This window comes from Boseongicola aestuarii, from assembly GCF_900184815.1.
Taxonomy (GTDB): domain Bacteria; phylum Pseudomonadota; class Alphaproteobacteria; order Rhodobacterales; family Rhodobacteraceae; genus Boseongicola; species Boseongicola aestuarii.
In genome coordinates this window covers 407,054-425,432 of the sequence record NZ_FXXQ01000002.1, presented here as the reverse complement: position 1 = coordinate 425,432, position 18,379 = coordinate 407,054, and the positions used below count along the sequence as shown (strand labels likewise).

Here is an 18,379-nt window from a genome sequence, read left to right as displayed (position 1 = left end):
TTCGCAGAAACCACGGCTCCATCAAACAGCGACCAAGGCCCACCTACAAGTCAAGGGTTGCATCTTCTCAGCCGCCCGCACATGAGTGAAGCACATCTCGGCCAACTCGCGGAGTACTTTGGATGGTCTTCAGGATATCTGCGCGGGCGCTCATATGATACCGTGGTCAAAGCGAAGTAGCACGGTGCAGGGCATTTTGCTGATCATTCTGACGATGTTCCTGTTCAGCGTCCTTGACGCCATGGCCAAGGAAGTCGCCCACCGCACTGACACGGTTATGGCGATCTGGGCGCGCTATGCCGGACAGACCGTCGCGGTGACTTTTCTGGTTGCCCCGCGCATTCGAAAGGTCCTGAAGACTGGATATCCAAAACTGCAACTTCTGCGCTCTGTTCTCTTGCTCATTGCCACCACCTGTTTCTTCTTCGGTTTTGTGACAATCGGGCTGGCGAATGCCGCCGCGATCATGTCGTTGAACCCGGTCCTGATCACACTCGGAGCCGCGCTTATCTTGGGCGAACGCTTCGGTCCGCGTCGCGCCCTTGGCGTTGCGGTCGCCTTGATTGGCGCGCTCATCATCATCCGGCCCGGCACCGAAGTCTTTTCAGCGGCGGCCTTCCTGCCTCTCTGTGCGGCGGTCGCTTATTCAGGCTATGCGCTTGCGACCCGTTTCGTAGGACGCGACGAAGATGCATGGACCTCACTGTTCTACACAGCGGCCTTCGGCGCGATCATTCTAAGCCTGATCGTCCCGTTCTTCTGGGTGCGGCCAGACCCGCTCGCGGCATTCCTGATGATGATACTGGGCGGCGTTGGGGCGCTTGGGCATTTTTGCCTGATCCGTGCGTATATGGCGGCCGAGGCAAGTGCGATTGCACCGTTTTCCTATGTGGGGCTGCTTTTCGCGATATTCTGGGGAATGATCATCTTTGCCGAATATCCGGACGGATTTACCTACCTTGGCGCGCTCCTGATCGCAGTCGCGGGGATCTATGTCTGGTACCGCGAAACTCAGGTTGTTCAGGATCCCACGCCCTCACCTGCACCTTAACCGGCAGGCGTTAACCCCCTGTCACCGCCCCGCGCGCCCGAGTTAACGCACCAAGAACAGCCAGAACGGTCGCACCGACGTAATACCGACGTGATACCGACGTTGTACCGACGTTGCCCGTTTCACCCAAAACCCCTTGAAAACAGGCGCGTTAATCTTTTTCCTCATGTTGTTTCGTTTGCAGGGTCTCCCACACCGCACGCACAATTGTCCGTGGTCCCTGACGCAGCGTCTTGTTAAAGTCGCCATCGAAAATCCTCTCGCCCGGAGCGCCTATGTCCTTCACTCTCGCCACCTGGAACATCAACTCCGTGCGCCTGCGCGAACCCCTCGTCTGCAAGTTTCTGAGGGAGGAATCGCCGGATATTCTCTGCCTTCAGGAGTGCAAATCCCCCGTCGACAAGATCCCGTTCGAGGCCTTCCAGGCCCTCGGTTACACCCACATGGTTGCCCGCGGCCAGAAGGGCTACAACGGCGTCGCGATCCTGTCGAAACTGCCCCTTACAGATGCCGGAGGCGAAGATTATGCATCGCTAAATCATGCTCGGCACGTTGCGGCGAAACTCGATAACGGTCTGACAATCCATAACTTTTACGTCCCCGCTGGCGGCGATAAACCCGATCGCGCGATTAACGAGAAATTCGGCCAAAAGCTCGATTACCTCACCGAAATGCGCGATGCCTTCCACGCTCAAGCCCCGAAGAAAGCCATTCTTGTCGGCGATCTGAACATCGCGCCGCGTGAGGATGACGTCTGGGATCACAAGAAACTTTTGAAAGTCGTCAGCCATACCCCCATCGAGGTTGAACACCTCGCCGAAACCCAGGACTCGGGCAACTGGGTCGATATCACCCGCCAGGATATCCCCGACGGCCCACTCTACAGCTGGTGGTCCTACCGTTCGCCGGGCTGGGATGACGCCGACAAGGGTCGCCGTCTCGACCACATCTGGGCCACGTCCGACATTGCCAACGCAGGCCACGGCAGCCGCGTGTTGCGCGCCGCCCGCGGCTGGGACCAACCAAGCGACCACGCCCCGGTTTTTGCCACATTCGATTTGTAGTACGCTTGTCGCATAGGAAGAAGGACGACAAATGGGCGAACTGACAAGACGCGCGATCCTGCTGGCCGGCGGCGGAATCATAGGAGGGATTGCAGGCGCCAAATTCTCCTCTAAAAGCCCCTCCCTCGCAGGCACCACACCCCTGCAACCCACGGGTGCAGAGGGCACGCTGAACGACGCCAGTTTTCTCAACGAAACCCAGATCTTCCGCCATACGATCGCGATTGAAAATCCGACCGAAATCCTTGCCGACAAGATACGTGCCGAGATCACCGAAGCTCGTGAAAACAACCGACCTGTCAACATCGGCGCAGCCCGTCACTCGATGGGCGGTCACGCCATTCCGGCGGGCGGTCATGCCATGACGTTCAACAACGGCTTCACCCAGATCAACGCCGGAGACCAGACCTATCGTGTCCACGCTGGTGCCCGGTGGAGCCACGTTATCCGTGCGCTTGACCCACTTGGATTCGGCCCGAAGGTCATGCAGTCCAACAACGACTTTGGGGTCGCGGCGACCTTCTGCGTCAATGCCCACGGGTGGCCAGTCCCCCACGGCCCCATGGGTGCCACCGTGCGCAGCATCTTCATGGTGCGCCCCGACGGCGAGCTTGTGCGTTGTTCCCGCACCGAAAACGCCCCTCTGTTCTTCGCCACGATGGGCGGCTACGGCCTCACCGGGGCGGTCATCGAACTGGAGGTCGAAACCGAACCCAACATCAATCTTGAACCGACATTCCGTAAAATGCCGTCGCGGGACTTTGCGCAGTTTTTTGTCGGCACCATCGAATCCGGAGACGTGAACATGGCCTATGGTCGCCTGAACGTCGACCGCGAGACTTTCTTCGAAGACGCCATGATGATCACCTACCGCGAGGCACAGGACCAAAGCTTTGTTCCTCCTGACAGTGGTTCCAGCACCCTCAGCCGGTTGTCCCGCCACGTCTTCCGCGCGCAGGTCGGCAATGAGACGGCTAAGGATCTGCGGTGGCTGTTCGAGACCGGCATTGGTCCGACAATCGCAGGTGGGTCGGTGACCCGCAATTCGCTGATCAACGAGCCGGTTGCGACCCTGGATGACAACGACCCGACGCGCACGGACATCCTGCATGAGTATTTTGTGCCTCCGGGACGTTTCGTCGATTTTGTGACCGCATGTCAGGAGGTTATCCCCTCCAGCTATCAAGAACTCTTGAATATCACGCTGCGCTACGTCGGTGGTGACTCGGAAAGCGTGTTGTCCTATGCACCCGCCCCGCGCATCGCCTGTGTGATGCTTTTCAGCCAGGAAATGACACAGCGCGCGGAAGCCGACCACGCTCGCATGACACGCGATCTGATCGACCGCGTTTTGGATATGGGTGGTACTTATTATCTGCCGTATCGGCCACATGCGACGGCCGACCAGTTTCGGCGGGCTTATCCCAACGCCGAGACATTCGTGACCGAAAAGAAATTCTACGACCCCGATCTGGTGTTCCGTAATGGTTTCTGGGACCGTTATCTGGCGGATATGGCATGACAAGTCAGCAGAAGATCGCCGTTGGTTTCTTCGTCGTTCTGCTTGGCGCAGCGTCGCTGAATTATATACCGGGCGTCACGGACGCCGACGGTGTCGCGTTCGGCGTATTTGCGCTGGATATCTTTGACGACGCTCTGCATCTGGCCTCGGCGATTTGGGCGCTGGTTGCGGGTCTTATGTCCCGCCACGCCGCCCGGCAGTTCCTGCTGATATTCGGAACACTCTACTTCGGAGATGGATTTCTCGGTCTGATCACGGGCTCGGGCTACCTCGACTTCGGCATCTTCAACTATGGTTTCCAGAACTTGCCATTCGGTTTCAAGATTCTGGCCAACCTGCCGCATATCGGCCTTGGTGGCATCGCACTGGCCTCGGGGATGTTTGTGGGACGCAGCAGATGAACTTCGTCTGGCGGTGGCTCAGGCGGCTTTTGCTCGCTCTAGGCGTCATTGTAATCGCGCTCGCGGCTCCTCCGGTCTACGTCGAGGTCGCCTGCCGGGGTGATACAATCGATCAGACCGGACAGCAGCCCCTGATCGCCCCGGAATGGCGCCGCGCCGAAAGCCGCACTCTTTTGACCTATCCCGAATGGCACATCGTGCACGCTTATGACGACTACGCCGCTGTCATCGCGGAAGGTGAACCGCATGACTTCGCCTATCTTCGCGCAATCTCCGGATTCTGGACGACGCTTTGCCCGCTCACGCAGGCTGCGGCCAGCATGGGCGGTGTCACCGTAGAGACAAAGGCCACGATTTACACAATCGGGGTCAGCTTCACCGTCGAACTGCTTGCAAAGGCTGGCTATGAGGAAACACTCGGACGACTGGCCGTACTGCTTCGTGGGTCCGCGCGTGCACCGCTGGATGATCTCGGCGCCGCACAAGCGGCTGAATACGCCGCTTTCCTGCAGCAAAACCCTTGGTACAAATGGGATTTCGCTGCTGATGCCGAAGCTCTGCGTCAGTCTGCGGGCGGCAGCCTTCGCGACAAGGAGCGCCGGTTTGCGCTTGGCGCTGAATACCGGGCCAAGGCCGCTTATGCCCGTGTGATTGCGGCTGCGGTTGCCGAGGTCGGGACAGACGAGCCAAGGCTCAGATCGGTCGTCTCCGGCCTGTCCACACAGGACTTGTCTCAGATCGAAGGCGTCACGGTTATCGGCCCGCTTGGCGACGGAATTGAAATCGAAACCGAGCGATACCGCGTTTATACGCGTATACTCGAACGACTTGCGCTGGATGGGGCTGATATCCTTGAGATTGCAGGAAACGATGAGATATTGATTACCGCCCTTTCAGAGAAGCCCTCTGCGGAAGGCGCCATCAATAGCTTTCCGCGTCAGGGTTATGCGGACTTCCGCCATCTGATTGTCGTCCCTGTCGCAGGTCTCGCGGCTCGCTTGCGTGACCTGAATGGACTAACCTTGGAACATGTTCACGACTATTAAGCGCACTGCCTTTGCGTTGGCCGTGGTCTTTATCGGCTGGATCGCAATCATGGCGACAGTGATGCTTCTTTCCGACGTTGCCCCCGCTGCTGTGGTCTTTTTCCCATCGCCCGAGCTGCTGGCAGACCTGCCAGACGACACGTCCATTCTTGCCCTCGAGCGCTTTCGGCTGACGGTCGTAAACGCGACGGGCGGCACGCGGGCGCTTTACGACGCCGGAGCCTGGCTTGTCCTTCCGGCAGGATTGACAGGGTGCTTGCCCTTGACGAAAGCACAAAAGGCACAGCTCTTGGCTAGGCAATCAGGCTGAAAAACCAATCGCCACCCCTTGGTCTTTTCGCAATCGTTCGCATATATAGCGCATCTCATAACACTGGGGACGACAATGCTTGAACTGAACCCAACCGCATCTGCAGCGCCTTCGGGCGACCTGATCAAAGACGGCACCGAAGCCACTTTCATGGCCGATGTGGTGGATGCCAGTCAGGCCGTTCCAGTCATCGTGGATTTCTGGGCACCGTGGTGCGGGCCATGCCGCCAATTGACTCCGGCCATCGAGGCCGCTGTCACGAACGCAGAAGGCGCCGTTAAGCTGGTCAAGGTGAACGTGGACGAGAACCCTCAAATTGCGCAGCAGTTGCGGGTTCAGTCGCTTCCAACCGTATACGCGTTCTGGAAGGGCCAGCCGATTGACGCATTTCAGGGGGCCTTGCCACCTTCGGACATCAAGGCGTTCATCGACAAGGTCATCGAAGCCTCGGGTGGAGAAGTCGGAGGCGGTCTGGGCGAAGCCCTGGAGACTGCAGAAACAATGCTTGAGCAAGGCGCGGCGGCCGATGCCGCTTCGGTTTTCGCCGCCGTTCTGGAAGAAGATCCCCAAAATGCAGCGGCTTACGGCGGATTGGCGCGCGCGCATCTTGCTCTGGATCAGGTCGATGAGGCCGCGCGTGTTCTTCTTGCTGTGCCAGACAAACTGTCCTCGGCGCCGGAAATCGAAGCCGCGCGTGCTCAGCTTGAACTCGCGCGGCAAGCCGCGAACGCGGGACCGGTCGCGGAACTACGCGCTGCGGTTGAGGCGAACCCCGATGATCTTCAGGCGCGGTTCGACCTGGCGCAGGCCCTTTACGCCGCGGGCGACGCTGAAGCAGCCGTGGCCGAATTGCTCGACAGCTTCCGACGGGACCGGGAATGGAATGACGGCGCCGCGAAAACGCAACTGTTCACGATTTTCGAAGCTCTGAAGCCAAACGATCCAGTTGTGTTGAACGGCAGACGTAAACTCTCGTCGATGATCTTTGCCTAAAGCGGAAATGGGCTAGGTGTAAATCATGTTTCCAAAGTCCGACCTGCCCGAGACCATCCCGGTATTCCCGCTCCCCGGAGCGCTCTTGCTGCCGCGCGCGCGGTTGCCGTTACACATCTTCGAGCCGCGCTACCTCGCAATGCTGGACGACACCTTGAAGACAACCGATCGTATCATCGGGATGATCCAGCCGCGTGAAGGTGCGCCCGCCGGGTCGTCAACGCTGCAGTCGATTGGCTGCGCGGGCCGACTAACGTCGTTTACGGAAACCGACGATGGTCGCTATATGGTCACTTTGACTGGCATAAGCCGCTTTCGCGTGATCGAGGAAGTCGAAGGTTTCACGCCTTATCGCCGCTGCAAAGTAAACTGGAGCGGTTTCGATCGCGACCTTGGCTCAAGCGAACATGACCCGAAATTCGATCGCGACGCGTTTTTCGCTTCACTTAACCGCTATTTCGAGACGGAAGGTCTTCAGACCGACTGGGAGTCGTTGAAGGAAGCTGAAGATGAATTGCTGATTAATTCTCTGTCGATGCTTTGTCCATTCGAGCCGGAAGACAAGCAGGCGCTGCTTGAAGCGCCATCCCTACTGACCCGTCGCGAAACACTGATGACGTTGATCGAATTCGCGATGCGTGGTGGCGGTGCCGAAGATGCACTGCAATGAGTGAGACCAAGTTCGACCGCCGGATGCTTGAAGTCCTGGTCTGTCCGCAGACCCGCGCCCAACTGACCTACGATTCCAAAACGCAGGAGTTGGTATCGAAAGCCGCGCATCTGGCTTATCCGATCCGCAATGGCATCCCGATCATGCTCGTCGATGAGGCCCGAAAACTCGACTAGAGTGGTTGCCCCTTGGCAAGTCGTGGCAGGTCACCCGTCAATCCGGCCGCTTCTCTGATCAGACTGCGCCTTAGGCCGGGCAGGGCGTTCGCGGCCCCCAGACCCAGATCGCGGATCGTGCGAAGCAGGCTATTGTCGTTTGAAAACAATCTATTGAAGCCATCCGTCGCAATCGCAAGCGTCGCTGTGTCAAAGCGACGCCATTGCCGATAGCGCAGCAGGACGTCAGCGCGACCGACGTCCTCACCGCACCGGATCGCGTCGGCCAGAACTTCGGCCAAAGCGGCCACGTCCTTCAAACCGGCGTTCAGTCCCTGGCCGGCAATCGGATGTACGGAATGCGCCGCATCACCAACCAGCGCGACGCGCGGCCCAATAAAATTCTGCGCAAGCGACAACCCCAAGGGATAGCTGAACCGTTTTCCGGCAAGCGATATATCTCCGAGGAAATCCCCGAAACGAGGCCGCAGCACGTCGAGATACTCGGCGTCGCTGAGCATTTGGATCTCAGCCGCACGTTCGGATTTTTCTGTCCACACAATCGACGCGCGGTTCCCGGTCAGCGGCAGGATCGCAAGAGGTCCAGACGGCATAAAGAACTGGTGCGCCGTGCCTTCATGCGGCTTTTCGTGCTCAATCGCGCAAACCAGCGCGGTCTGTCCGTACTGCCAGCCGATGCGTTTGATGCCAGCCCGCGTGGCGACGCTGCTTGTCTTGCCGTCGCAGCCAATAAGCAAATGCGCGCGAAGTAGTGTGCCATCATCCAATGTCACCGAAATTCCGTTCGCATCCGCGTCCTGATCCACGACGCGCCGCTCATTGAGTTGCGTGATCCCGGCATCGTCCACGGCCCGCAATAGGGCGGGTCTAAGGTGGCGGTCCTCGACGAGAAAACCCATCGGGCCTTCTTCTATTTCGGCATGGTCGAAGGCCAGCATCATCGGCGAAGGGCCTTCGCCCGGGCGGCCATCGGTCACCTTGATATCAAGGATCGGCTGCGTCATTTCAGCGACTGCGGACCAGACTCCAAGGGCTTTCAGGACGCGCTGCGAGGCAATCGACAGCGCATACCCGCGTCCATCGAAATCGCCCGCCGCACGTTTGGGTGCAGGCAGAGGGTCGACGATTGTCACATCAAATCCGGCGGAGGCCAATGCAAGCGCAAGCGAAGTGCCGTTCAGCCCGCCGCCCGCGATCAGGATATCTGTATCAAAACTCATGGGTCTTGATATGGGTGGCCGGGTGGCATTGTCCATGCGTTGTCGTGCCGCTACGGTCAGCCAGATTGTGCAGGGAGACGACAGGCATGGACGAATGGCTTTGGGAAAGCGCGGCTGATCTTGGTCGCGGGATCGAGGCGGGTCACATCGACCCGGTAGACCTGACCGAGACCTACCTGTCTGCCATCCCGGCGCACCAGTTTTCTGACCGAATTTACGTGCGCACGACCGCAGATCGCGCCAGATCTGAAGCCAAAGCAGCATCCGAACGGGCGAAAATGGGGTTGCGACGGTCGCCTCTGGATGGAGTGCCGATTTCGTGGAAGGACTTGTTCGATACTGCGGGAGTGGCGACCGAGGCTGGCTCGCGCCTTTTGACCGGGCGCGTTCCGGGCCGCGATGCGCGTGTCCTTCAGGCCGCAACGGATGCCGGTCTGATCTGTCTCGGCAAAACCCATATGACCGAATTGGCCTTTTCGGGCCTCGGGCTGAACCCAATGACCCAGTCTCCACCCTGCGTGAATGACAACGATGCGGTATCAGGCGGCTCGTCATCCGGGGCGGCGACATCTGTCGCCTTCGGATTGGCTGCGGCCGGTATCGGTTCGGACACCGGTGGATCGGTGCGCGCGCCTGCTGCTTGGAATGATCTTGTGGGCTTGAAAACCGCGCCGGGGCGTTTGTCTCTAGAAGGTGTGGTACCCCTTTGTGCGCGGTTTGATACGGTTGGCCCTCTCTGTCGTACGGTCGAGGACGCTGCATTGTTGCTTGCCGTGATGGGTGGCGACAACACAGCCTCGTTGTCCGGCACGACACTGCGCGGCTTGCGGCTTGCTATCCTCACAACAAGTGCCTTCGAGAACTTGCGCGATAGACCGCGCGGCGCGTTTGAAAGTGCAGTTGAGCGCCTGGAAGTCGCTGGTGCATCGATCGAGGCTATCGAACTGGACTGCGTGGCAGAGGCGATGGGGCTTGCCGGCGTGCTCTTTGCGCCCGAAGCCTATGGCACCTGGAAAACCCGTATTGAGGCCAATCCGGATGCGATGTATCCGTTGGTACGCGAACGTTTCAGGGGTGGAGCCGCCATTTCCGCGGCTGACCTCGTCGCCGGTTGGCAACGGCTGGACATCTTGCGCGCCGAATATGCGGCCGCCACTGCAGGCTATGACGCCGTGATACTGCCAACCGTACCGATCTTGCCGCCTAAACTGGAGGCCGTTGCGCAAGACGACGATCTGTTTGTCTCCGAGAACCTTTTGACCCTTCAAAACACGCGCATTGGCAACCTGATGGGTCTTGCGGGTCTGACATTGCCGACAGGCGTGCCGTCCTGCGGCATCCTGTTTCAGGGGCCTTCAGAAGAGCGGTTGCTGCGAACCGGTGCCGCCGCCGAAGTCGCGCTGGCGTAAAAGACACATTTTCCGCACGGCACGCCTGCAATAGGCGTCTTCACAGTGGACCACTTGGCCTGTGATGGGCTAACTTACCGCAAAACGGGGCAAAATGATCCCGGTATTGAGGCAGTTATGGTGTTTCCCGAGCGGTTTTCGAACCTACCGGAATATGCGTTCCCGCGTCTGCGGGCGTTGTTGGACGGGCATCCGCCCGGCGGTGACGTGCTGCATATGACCATCGGCGAGCCGCGCCATGAATTCCCCGGTTTCGTGGCTGACGTGATTGCCGCCAACACGGATGGTTTTGGTAAGTATCCCCCAAATGAGGGCATGCCCGAACTGCTTGATGCGATCAGCGGATGGCTGTTGCGTCGTTATGATGCGCGGATTCCGTCAGAACAGATCATGGCGCTGAACGGTACGCGCGAGGGGCTCTACAATGCGATGATGGCGCTTTGCCCCGAGACCAAGAACGGCGCAAAGCCCGTCGTTCTGGTGCCAAATCCGTTCTATCAGGTCTATGCGGTTGCGGCGTTGTCGGTCGGTGCCGAGCCCGTCTTTTTGCCTTGTACCAGAGAAACGGGATTCCTTCCCGATTTCACTTCGCTCGAAGCGTCCGTGCTGGACCGCGTGGCTGTGGCTTACGTCTGCTCGCCGTCCAATCCGCAAGGCGCCGTGGCGGATCGTGATTATTGGCGCACACTTTTTGCTTTGGCTGAAAAGCACGATTTTCGCGTTTTTGCAGACGAATGCTATTCCGAAGTCTGGCGCAAGGAGGCCCCGGTCGGAGCGCTTCAGATGGCAGCCGAGATGGGTACGGATCCCGAGCGGGTAGTGGTCTTTCACTCGCTGTCGAAACGTTCGAACTTGCCGGGACTGCGGTCAGGTTTTGTGGCTGGCGGCCCGCTTTCCATTGCGCGTATTCGTCAGTTGCGCGCCTACGCGGGCACACCCCTTCCATTGCCGCTTCAGAAAGCGGCGACGGCGGTCTGGCTGGACGAAGCGCATGTGGACGCAAGCCGCGCGCGCTATCAGGCAAAATACACAATAGCGGACAAGGTTTTCAAAGGCATCGACGGTTGTGCCTCTCCTGAAGCTGGTTTTTTTCTTTGGCTTCCGGTGGATGACGGAGAAACCGCAGCAATTAAGATTTGGCGCGAAACAGGCGTGCGGGTTTTGCCCGGTGCATATCTGTCTCGCGAAGTGGACGGGGAAAACCCCGGCGCAGGCTACATACGTGTGGCGATGGTTTTGAATGAAGAAGAATTGCAGCGCGGACTGGAGGCACTCCGCGACTGCATCTACAGGTAAGGAACAGGTAAGCATGGCGTTTCAGACAAGGCAGCGTGACCCGCTCTTCGACAGCGACACACAGGCGATCATCGAGCGCCGTGGCAAGGAACTCGTCGGGCTGACACTGATCGGGTTGGCAATGCTGGCGGCCTTGATGCTTGGGTCCTATTCGCCGGACGATCCGAACTGGTTGAATGCAACCGATGCACCCGCCCGCAATTTCCTCGGACCTGTGGGTGCCGCGATTGCCTCGCCGCTCTATGTGATTGCCGGATACGGTAGCTGGGCAATTGCCGCCATTCTTGGCGTTTGGGGAATGCGCTTTCTGTTCCATTATGGCGAAGAGCGCGCGATTTCGCGGCTCATCTTCGCACCGATTGGTGTCGCCTTAGTCGCGGTATATGCCTCGACCCACATTCCGGGAGCAAGCTGGGTCCATTCATTTGGCTTGGGCGGTTTGTTTGGCGACACGGTTCTGGGCGCAATCCTTGGTGTCTTGCCAGTTGCGCCTGGCACAGGCCTCAAGATCATGGCGCTGGTTCTATTTGCCGGCGCTATTGCGATGGGCAGCTTTGTTCTGGGTTTCACCCGTGACGAGCTTTGGACCTATGCGCGCTATCTTCTGGGCGGCGTGATCCTGCTTTATGCAACGGTGATGACAGCCCTTGGGCGAGGTGCCGTTGGTGGACTTCGCATGGCTGCTGACGCCCGTAGCCGAGCTGCCGAGCGTCGAGCACTACCCGAGACTCTGCCGGAAGTTGAAGCCTCCGATGTCAGCCCTGCGGTTCTGCGCGCAACGCGCGCTTACCGTGAAGGCGCGCCTGTCGCCGCCAAGTCCGGGCTATTGAGCAGACTTCCCTCGCTTATGAAGAAAAAGTCCCCGGTCGAGACGCCCCAGCAGGAGTTGCCTTCCGGCGCGGAAGGCCTGAGCGCTCGGGTGACTGCGGCCGTTAATTCACGCGTCCGTCGCCCGGATGGTCTGCGCGAAGAGCCGCCTTTGGTCGCCGGTGGAGTGCCACGCACGGTCATGCTGGACGAGTTCGGTGAGCTTTCGACATACGCCGATGACCTTTCGATGCGCGAATTGCCCGAGCCTGAACTGGTGGTTACGCAACACGAGCCGGGCGGCGGTTTTCATTCCTCGCGGCCTATGGTCCAGCACAAGACCGCAAAGCCAGCGCCTTCCAAGCGCGCAAAGGCTGAAGCGCAACCACAGTTGAACTTTGACGGCAGCGAAACCGATTTTGAGATTCCTCCGCTGAGCCTTCTGAGCGACCCGGCAGTGATTGAACGCCACCATCTTTCGGATGAAGCCCTGGAAGAGAATGCGCGGATGCTGGAAAGCGTGCTGGATGACTATGGCGTGAAGGGCGAGATCGTCAGCGTACGCCCTGGTCCTGTCGTTACGATGTATGAGCTCGAGCCTGCTCCGGGTCTTAAAGCCAGCCGCGTGATCGGACTGGCCGATGACATCGCACGCTCGATGTCGGCGCTCTCTGCCCGTGTTTCCACAGTGCCGGGGCGTTCTGTCATCGGCATCGAACTTCCGAACGAAAACCGCGAAAAGGTCGTGTTGCGCGAATTGCTTTCGGGTCGGGACTACGGCGACGGCAACCACCGTCTTCCGCTTGCGCTTGGCAAGGACATCGGTGGCGACCCGGTTGTCGCGAACCTTGCGAAAATGCCTCACCTTTTGATCGCGGGTACGACCGGTTCTGGCAAGTCCGTTGCTATCAATACGATGATTCTCAGCTTGCTCTACAAGCTGACACCCGAAGAATGCCGGATGATCATGATCGACCCGAAGATGCTGGAACTGTCGGTTTACGACGGCATCCCACACCTTCTTTCACCCGTCGTCACCGACCCCAAGAAAGCGGTTGTCGCCTTGAAGTGGGTCGTCGGGGAAATGGAGGAACGCTATCGCAAGATGTCGAAAATGAATGTCCGCAATATCGAGGGCTTCAACGGCAAGGTGCGAGATGCTCTGAAAAAGGGCGAAATGTTCAGCCGTACGGTGCAGACCGGCTTTGATGATGAAACTGGCGAGCCGGTCTTCGAAACAGAAGAATTCGCGCCCGAAACGTTGCCCTATATCGTCGTAATCGTGGACGAGATGGCTGACCTCATGATGGTTGCGGGCAAAGAGATCGAAGCCTGCATTCAGCGGCTGGCGCAGATGGCGCGCGCCTCAGGTATCCACCTTATCATGGCAACCCAGCGTCCGTCCGTGGACGTCATAACTGGAACGATCAAAGCCAACTTCCCAACGCGGATTTCCTTTCAGGTCACGTCCAAGATCGACAGCCGTACGATCCTTGGAGAAATGGGTGCCGAACAACTTCTTGGCATGGGAGACATGCTCTATATGGCGGGCGGCGCGAAAATCACACGTGTGCATGCGCCTTTTGTTTCAGATCAGGAAGTCGAGGAAATCGTCAACCACCTCAAGAGCTTCGGCATGCCGGAATACGTTTCGGATGTGCAGGACGGTCCAGACGAGGACAGCGAAAGCGAAATTGATCTGGTTCTCGGTCTTGGTGGCAACACTACGGGCGAGGACGCGCTTTACGACCAGGCCGTACAGATCGTTATCAAGGATCGGAAATGCTCGACCTCATATATCCAGCGCAAACTTGCGATCGGTTACAACAAGGCTGCGCGCCTTGTTGAGCAGATGGAAGACAGCGGGTTGGTCAGCGCGGCAAACCATGTCGGCAAACGCGAAATTCTGGTGCCCGAACAATCCTGAATAAAGACCGACAGGAGGCGTGTCGCCTCCTGTCAACGGCATGATATTGCCTAGCAGTGGCGCAATGCGTCTGATGCCCCTATATCGTGATCGAGCATCAAAAAAGGGCATATCATGCACCGCAGAACGTTTCTCTTGTCCAGCGCTGCCGCCATCATCGCTGCGCGTCCGGCTTTGGCACAACAGCTTTCGCTGAATGCGATCTCAAACTATCTGAATGGGATCGAAACCGCCCGTTCGCCCTTTACCCAAGTCAACGATGACGGCACGCTTGCAACGGGAACGCTCTATATTCGCCGCCCTGGCCGTATGCGGTTCGAGTACGATCCACCAACTGATCTTCTGGTCATGGCCGGTGCTGGACAAGTTGGAATTTTCGATGGCAAGTCGAACGTCGGCACTGCCGAGCGGTATCCGCTGAGCCGCACCCCGCTAAACCTGATCCTTGAACGCAATGTGGATCTTGCCCGCCGCAATATGGTTGTCGGCCATGAGTTTGATGGAACCGCTACGCTTGTTACCGCGCAAGATCCCGAACACCCCGAGTACGGCTCGATTGCGCTGAAATTTACCGATGGTCCGATTGAACTTCGTCAGTGGGTGATCCGCGACGGGCAGGGCGCGACGACGACTGTCATTCTTGGTCAACTCGAACAAGGCGCGCCGATTCCGGCACGCCTATTCGATATCAACCGTGAAGAAACCAACCGGAGGGGTTGAGATTGCGTTAGACCTTGCCGCAGGATCGTAATTGCGCATCGTAGATAATGGCGCGCGATGCGACGTCGTCGGATACCTTCAGCAACCAGCTTTTCGCGCGATAGCTTCCACGTCGGTACCCAGTGCGGCCTTCGTGGTAAGCGAGGTACTGGTTGCGTGTGTCCGACAAGGAGATCCCGAGTTCTTCTTGCGAAGCGTTGAAGTACCATCCCATAAAGTCGGTCGCGTCATCGATGTCATCACGCCGCGCACCCCAACTTCCACGCGCCTTTTTGTAGTCATCCCACGTGCCGTCCAACGCTTGACTGTATCCATATGCAGACGATTGGCGACCCATGGGAATAACCCCAAGTGAATACTGAACCGGTGTGCGTGCATTTCCGATGAACTTCGATTCCTGATAGATAGTGGCCATTTGAACAGCGACAGGAACGCCCCATCGACGTTCGGTTCGTTTCATCGCCGACAGATACGTCGGACGTTCGTTCACAATGGAACAGGCGTTATCTAGATTTCTGGGCGCCGAATAGTCATTGCCGCCGCCGCAGGCCGCGACGAACAATAGTAATGCCAGGGCGCGAAGGGGTCTGCTCATGCCTCAATCGCTCGTCTTGTTATTTTCTAGCAGCATACCTGATTTTCGTCGTTCTGTGAACGATGAAAGTGCAACTGTCAGATCACTAAAGCGAGGATGAGCGGCAAAAACCCCACGCTCATCAGGGTTGAAACCACCACCAGACCTGCCACCGAGTCCGAGTCCGCTCCATATTTTTCGGCCAAAAGATAGGATGTTACCGCAACTGGCGTTGCGACTTGCAGTACTAAGACTGCAAAGGCCACGTCGTTCAGTTCGAACCAAATCCCGATGGGCCAGGCGACGGCGACACAAAGCACCACTTTCAAACCCGACAACCAGACCATTCGCCCGATCCCGCTTGGAGATAATCTCGCCAGTGCCACGCCCAAAGTGATCAGCATCAAGGGAATGCCGAGTTGCCCGATCAACGACAATGTATTGGTTATGAAGGTCGGCGTTTCCCAACCCATCCACAGGAAAAAGCCGCCTGCAATGCTTGCGCCGACCAAAGGTTCCTTCAATGAAGGCAGCGGATTTCCGCCGCCAGAGACAAGCCAAATGCCGAAAGTGAATGAGATAATCGCCATCACGGCAAAAATGACCACCGCATAACCAAGGCCCAGATCGCCGAAAGCAAACAGCGCCAACGGCAGCCCAAGGTTGCCGGTGTTTCCAAAGGACAGCGGTGCCAGGAAGGTCTGAATGTCCAGTTTGAACGCCAAGGATATCAGAAAAAATGAAATGATTACAGTTGAGTAGGCCGCTATCGTGGCCCCTGCGACTGCAGTCAACGCGTCTTTTTCAATGTCCGCCTGCATCAGCGTCACAAAGATCAGGCAGGGCACACCAATGGTCATCGCCAGCTTGGTCACAAAGTCGAGCCGGTACTCATACCCGAACTTCACCCAAGCAAAGCCAAGCGCGGCCAGTAGGAACACTGGTGCCACGATTTCCGCCACTGTCAGGACCAGGTTCACAGACTGTTTCCCTTAAATTTTCCCAAAATATTCGACATGGCCGTTCCGCAGGATTATTACTGCTTCAGGGGGTTTTGTTATGTTCAAAACGCGTGCGAAATACGCATTGGGTCAAGTTGTCCGTCACCGCAAGCATCCATTTCGCGGTGTCGTCTTTGACGTGGATGCAATGTTCTCGAATTCTGATGAATGGTACGAGGCCATTCCGGAAGACAGCCGTCCTGAAAAAGAACAGCCGTTCTATCATCTTCTGGCCGAGAATGACCAAAGCTACTATGTGGCCTATGTATCCGAGCAGAACCTCGTGGCGGACTATTCCGGGGAACCGGTGGACCATCCGGATTTGCCCGAATTCTTCGGTGATTTCGATGACGGCCACTACCCGATGCACTTTCAGTTGAACTAGGGCCTGCACTGGGGCTGTGCAGTTAATAGCCAACCGCGATGCCGTCCTTGCGAGGGTCGGACCCTGCGATCAGGGTTCCCGTATCATGATTTATCTGGATCGCCTGCGCCCCGCCGATCGGGCCAGCTTCTTGATAAAGCCTGTGCCCGCGCTCGATCAGGCCCTGCCGTGTTTCCTCAGATAGATTCCCTTCAACTCGCAGGCCTTTGGCCTCGGGGAAGACACGCGGTGTGTCGATGGCCGCTTGGGGATCCATCCCGAAATCGATGATGTTCGAGATCAAATGGCAATGCCCCGTCGCCTGATATTGGCCCCCCATAACGCCAAAAGTCATGTCGATCCGACCATTTTTTCGGGTCATGCCCGGCAGTATGGTGTGCAGCGGGCGCTTGCCCGGGCCAAGCTCGTTCGGGTGTCCTTGCGTCAGGTTGAAACCGCTGCCGCGATTGTGGAACAGAATACCGAATTTGTCGCTTGCGACACCGGAACCAAAACTCGCAAATATCGAGTAAATCAAGCTGACCGCCATTCCATCGCGGTCAACGACCGTGATCAAAACAGTGTCTTTGTGAACCGCCTCACTTAGAGGTGCAGGGTCCGGCATGGCCTTTTTCGGATCGATCAAAGCCGCAAGCGATTTCCCGGTTTTGGGGTTTAGCATGTGGTCCAGACGGGTCATATACTCAGGATCGGAAAGGAACCTGTTGCGGGTGTTGTATGCAAGTTTGGTCGCTTCTGTCTCGAGGTGCAGCCGTTCCGTTCCGCTTGGGTTCATCGACGCAATATCGAATTCGGAGAGAATATTCGCCAACAGAATTGCAGTCGCGCCTTGTCCATTCGGGGGGTGCTCGACGATGTCGGTGCCTCGATAGTTTCCGCTGATCGGATCCGCGAAGGTGGTCTGTGTTTCTGCGAAATCCTCCAGCTGATGGACCGCTCCGATACCATTCAGCGCGGTCAGCATGTCCTCTGCAACGTCGCCCGTATAAAATGCATCACGACCGTTCTTCACAACGCGCCGCAGAACCTCGGCCTGACCCGGCATCGCAAAACGCTCACCCAAAGCGAATGGGCGTCCACACGACAAATAATGAGCTTTTCCGCTCGGTGCGAGATTGTCGACAAGCGTCGCAAAATCCATCGCAACCCGCGGTGCCACGGGTATGCCCTGCTCAAAATATTGAATGGCGGGGTCCAGCACACGGTCAAGTCCAAGACGCCCATGTGACTCGGACATTCTGCAAAAGGCATCCACGGCTCCGGGAACGGTAATCGAGGCCGGGTGTCCTGGTTCGATCTGCGAAACACCTTGTGACCTGACGGTATCGGGTGACGTGGCTTTGGGTGCGCGCCCGGATCCGTTGACGGCGATGACATTTTCACTGCCCGCGGGCTTGATAAGCGCGAAACAATCGCCGCCCAATCCAGTCATATGCGGTTCGCAACCCCCAAGAAGAACCGCACCTGCGATTGCAGCGTCAACTGCGTTGCCTCCATCGCGCAGTATGGCAAGTGCCTCAGTCGCTGCGAGTGGGTGCGACGTGGCGACCATGCCGTTCGTGGCATAAACCGACGAGCGGCCTGGTTTGTGGAAATTGCGCATTCTGCCCCATCACTATTGTTTTGCGGGAATGTAAACCAGCAGGCAGCGAATACAATTATATAGCTGGAAAGTTTCGCGACCGCGTCAAAACACCTCGACGTCGCACACTGGGTGGGGGCTGTGATACTGCGACGCCGAGGGAAGCTTTGAAGCTACCTGGACTGAATGAACGGTTCTCACGGCGGGAATTGGGTAAAATTGTGG

Annotated in this window: 18 protein-coding genes; 14 read left to right on the top strand and 4 right to left on the bottom strand. The window is 57.9% G+C overall.

The features are described 5' to 3' along the window. Window positions 1-184: 184 nt before the first annotated feature. The 9 genes from BOA8489_RS05120 to BOA8489_RS05080 all read left to right on the top strand — a co-directional run bounded on the left by BOA8489_RS05120 (window position 185) and on the right by BOA8489_RS05080 (window position 7,233). Entirely contained in the window at window positions 185-1,051 is an 867-nt protein-coding gene (locus BOA8489_RS05120) for a DMT family transporter (RefSeq protein ID WP_245813668.1), read from the top strand. Window positions 1,052-1,326: 275 nt separating this feature from the next. Continuing rightward, on the top strand, window positions 1,327-2,115 hold the full coding sequence (locus BOA8489_RS05115; protein ID WP_093972894.1) for an exodeoxyribonuclease III: 789 nt from the start codon (window positions 1,327-1,329) through the stop codon (window positions 2,113-2,115). A gap of 31 nt (window positions 2,116-2,146) precedes the next feature. Then, window positions 2,147-3,637, top strand: coding sequence for an FAD-binding oxidoreductase (locus BOA8489_RS05110; RefSeq protein WP_093972893.1), 1,491 nt, complete (start codon window positions 2,147-2,149; stop codon window positions 3,635-3,637). Beyond that, the gene (locus BOA8489_RS05105; protein ID WP_093972892.1) at window positions 3,634-4,038 is read left to right on the top strand and encodes a hypothetical protein; all 405 of its coding nucleotides are present in this window, start codon (window positions 3,634-3,636) and stop codon (window positions 4,036-4,038) included. The genes BOA8489_RS05110 and BOA8489_RS05105 overlap by 4 nt, the downstream gene beginning before the upstream one ends. After that, window positions 4,035-5,084, top strand: coding sequence for a hypothetical protein (locus BOA8489_RS05100; protein WP_093972891.1), 1,050 nt, complete (start codon window positions 4,035-4,037; stop codon window positions 5,082-5,084). The genes BOA8489_RS05105 and BOA8489_RS05100 overlap by 4 nt, the downstream gene beginning before the upstream one ends. Next, window positions 5,068-5,394, top strand: coding sequence for a hypothetical protein (locus BOA8489_RS05095; RefSeq protein ID WP_245813667.1), 327 nt, complete (start codon window positions 5,068-5,070; stop codon window positions 5,392-5,394). The genes BOA8489_RS05100 and BOA8489_RS05095 overlap by 17 nt, the downstream gene beginning before the upstream one ends. Before the next feature lie 75 nt (window positions 5,395-5,469). Then, a complete protein-coding gene (locus tag BOA8489_RS05090) occupies window positions 5,470-6,387 on the top strand; it encodes a tetratricopeptide repeat protein (protein ID WP_093973054.1) in 918 nt (305 codons plus the stop codon). A 25-nt stretch (window positions 6,388-6,412) separates the two neighbouring features. After that, complete coding sequence (locus BOA8489_RS05085) at window positions 6,413-7,057, top strand: LON peptidase substrate-binding domain-containing protein (protein WP_093972890.1); 645 nt, start codon at window positions 6,413-6,415, stop codon at window positions 7,055-7,057. Next, entirely contained in the window at window positions 7,054-7,233 is a 180-nt protein-coding gene (locus tag BOA8489_RS05080; protein WP_093972889.1) for a Trm112 family protein, read from the top strand. The genes BOA8489_RS05085 and BOA8489_RS05080 overlap by 4 nt, the downstream gene beginning before the upstream one ends. Here the strand turns inward: BOA8489_RS05080 and BOA8489_RS05075 are convergent. Further along, the gene (locus tag BOA8489_RS05075; protein ID WP_093972888.1) at window positions 7,230-8,453 is read right to left on the bottom strand and encodes an FAD-dependent monooxygenase; all 1,224 of its coding nucleotides are present in this window, start codon (window positions 8,451-8,453) and stop codon (window positions 7,230-7,232) included. The two genes, BOA8489_RS05080 and BOA8489_RS05075, sit on opposite strands and share 4 nt — an antisense overlap. 86 nt (window positions 8,454-8,539) lie before the next feature. Between BOA8489_RS05075 and BOA8489_RS05070 the strand changes: the two genes are divergently transcribed. The 4 genes from BOA8489_RS05070 to BOA8489_RS05055 all read left to right on the top strand — a co-directional run bounded on the left by BOA8489_RS05070 (window position 8,540) and on the right by BOA8489_RS05055 (window position 14,612). After that, window positions 8,540-9,862, top strand: coding sequence for an amidase (locus tag BOA8489_RS05070; RefSeq protein ID WP_093972887.1), 1,323 nt, complete (start codon window positions 8,540-8,542; stop codon window positions 9,860-9,862). A gap of 117 nt (window positions 9,863-9,979) precedes the next feature. Then, window positions 9,980-11,158, top strand: a complete 1,179-nt coding sequence (locus BOA8489_RS05065; RefSeq protein WP_093972886.1) for an aminotransferase class I/II-fold pyridoxal phosphate-dependent enzyme — start codon at window positions 9,980-9,982, stop codon at window positions 11,156-11,158. A gap of 13 nt (window positions 11,159-11,171) precedes the next feature. Next, a complete protein-coding gene (locus tag BOA8489_RS05060) occupies window positions 11,172-13,892 on the top strand; it encodes a DNA translocase FtsK (protein WP_093972885.1) in 2,721 nt (906 codons plus the stop codon). 114 nt (window positions 13,893-14,006) lie between these two features. Continuing rightward, window positions 14,007-14,612, top strand: coding sequence for a LolA family protein (locus tag BOA8489_RS05055; RefSeq protein ID WP_093972884.1), 606 nt, complete (start codon window positions 14,007-14,009; stop codon window positions 14,610-14,612). A 7-nt stretch (window positions 14,613-14,619) separates the two neighbouring features. Here the strand turns inward: BOA8489_RS05055 and BOA8489_RS05050 are convergent, their stop codons facing one another. Together BOA8489_RS05050 and BOA8489_RS05045 are read right to left on the bottom strand one after the other, a co-directional pair. Continuing rightward, window positions 14,620-15,207: a transglycosylase SLT domain-containing protein gene (locus BOA8489_RS05050; protein WP_093972883.1), complete on the bottom strand. Its 588-nt coding sequence runs from the start codon at window positions 15,205-15,207 to the stop codon at window positions 14,620-14,622. A 77-nt stretch (window positions 15,208-15,284) separates the two neighbouring features. Then, the gene (locus tag BOA8489_RS05045; protein ID WP_093972882.1) at window positions 15,285-16,166 is read right to left on the bottom strand and encodes an AEC family transporter; all 882 of its coding nucleotides are present in this window, start codon (window positions 16,164-16,166) and stop codon (window positions 15,285-15,287) included. A gap of 79 nt (window positions 16,167-16,245) precedes the next feature. On the opposite strand from BOA8489_RS05045, the gene hspQ reads away from it, so the two are divergent. Then, window positions 16,246-16,572, top strand: a complete 327-nt coding sequence (gene hspQ, locus BOA8489_RS05040) for a heat shock protein HspQ (RefSeq protein ID WP_093972881.1) — start codon at window positions 16,246-16,248, stop codon at window positions 16,570-16,572. Between the two features lie 22 nt (window positions 16,573-16,594). On the opposite strand, the gene BOA8489_RS05035 is transcribed toward hspQ, so the two are convergent. Next, complete coding sequence (locus BOA8489_RS05035; protein ID WP_093972880.1) at window positions 16,595-18,175, bottom strand: gamma-glutamyltransferase family protein; 1,581 nt, start codon at window positions 18,173-18,175, stop codon at window positions 16,595-16,597. Window positions 18,176-18,379: the final 204 nt, after the last annotated feature.

What these genes read in the sequence shown, in the direction of transcription:
- BOA8489_RS05115 (WP_093972894.1), top strand. Translation starts at nt 1,327, where the DNA reads ATGTCCTTCACTCTCGCCACCTGGAACATCAACTCCGTGCGCCTGCGC.
- BOA8489_RS05110 (WP_093972893.1), top strand. Translation starts at nt 2,147, where the DNA reads ATGGGCGAACTGACAAGACGCGCGATCCTGCTGGCCGGCGGCGGAATC.
- BOA8489_RS05105 (WP_093972892.1), top strand. Translation starts at nt 3,634, where the DNA reads ATGACAAGTCAGCAGAAGATCGCCGTTGGTTTCTTCGTCGTTCTGCTT.
- BOA8489_RS05100 (WP_093972891.1), top strand. Translation starts at nt 4,035, where the DNA reads ATGAACTTCGTCTGGCGGTGGCTCAGGCGGCTTTTGCTCGCTCTAGGC.
- BOA8489_RS05095 (WP_245813667.1), top strand. Translation starts at nt 5,068, where the DNA reads ATGTTCACGACTATTAAGCGCACTGCCTTTGCGTTGGCCGTGGTCTTT.
- BOA8489_RS05090 (WP_093973054.1), top strand. Translation starts at nt 5,470, where the DNA reads ATGCTTGAACTGAACCCAACCGCATCTGCAGCGCCTTCGGGCGACCTG.
- BOA8489_RS05085 (WP_093972890.1), top strand. Translation starts at nt 6,413, where the DNA reads ATGTTTCCAAAGTCCGACCTGCCCGAGACCATCCCGGTATTCCCGCTC.
- BOA8489_RS05080 (WP_093972889.1), top strand. Translation starts at nt 7,054, where the DNA reads ATGAGTGAGACCAAGTTCGACCGCCGGATGCTTGAAGTCCTGGTCTGT.
- BOA8489_RS05075 (WP_093972888.1), bottom strand. Translation starts at nt 8,453, where the DNA reads ATGAGTTTTGATACAGATATCCTGATCGCGGGCGGCGGGCTGAACGGC.
- BOA8489_RS05070 (WP_093972887.1), top strand. Translation starts at nt 8,540, where the DNA reads ATGGACGAATGGCTTTGGGAAAGCGCGGCTGATCTTGGTCGCGGGATC.
- BOA8489_RS05065 (WP_093972886.1), top strand. Translation starts at nt 9,980, where the DNA reads ATGGTGTTTCCCGAGCGGTTTTCGAACCTACCGGAATATGCGTTCCCG.
- BOA8489_RS05060 (WP_093972885.1), top strand. Translation starts at nt 11,172, where the DNA reads ATGGCGTTTCAGACAAGGCAGCGTGACCCGCTCTTCGACAGCGACACA.
- BOA8489_RS05055 (WP_093972884.1), top strand. Translation starts at nt 14,007, where the DNA reads ATGCACCGCAGAACGTTTCTCTTGTCCAGCGCTGCCGCCATCATCGCT.
- BOA8489_RS05050 (WP_093972883.1), bottom strand. Translation starts at nt 15,207, where the DNA reads ATGAGCAGACCCCTTCGCGCCCTGGCATTACTATTGTTCGTCGCGGCC.
- hspQ (WP_093972881.1), top strand. Translation starts at nt 16,246, where the DNA reads ATGTTCAAAACGCGTGCGAAATACGCATTGGGTCAAGTTGTCCGTCAC.
- BOA8489_RS05035 (WP_093972880.1), bottom strand. Translation starts at nt 18,175, where the DNA reads ATGCGCAATTTCCACAAACCAGGCCGCTCGTCGGTTTATGCCACGAAC.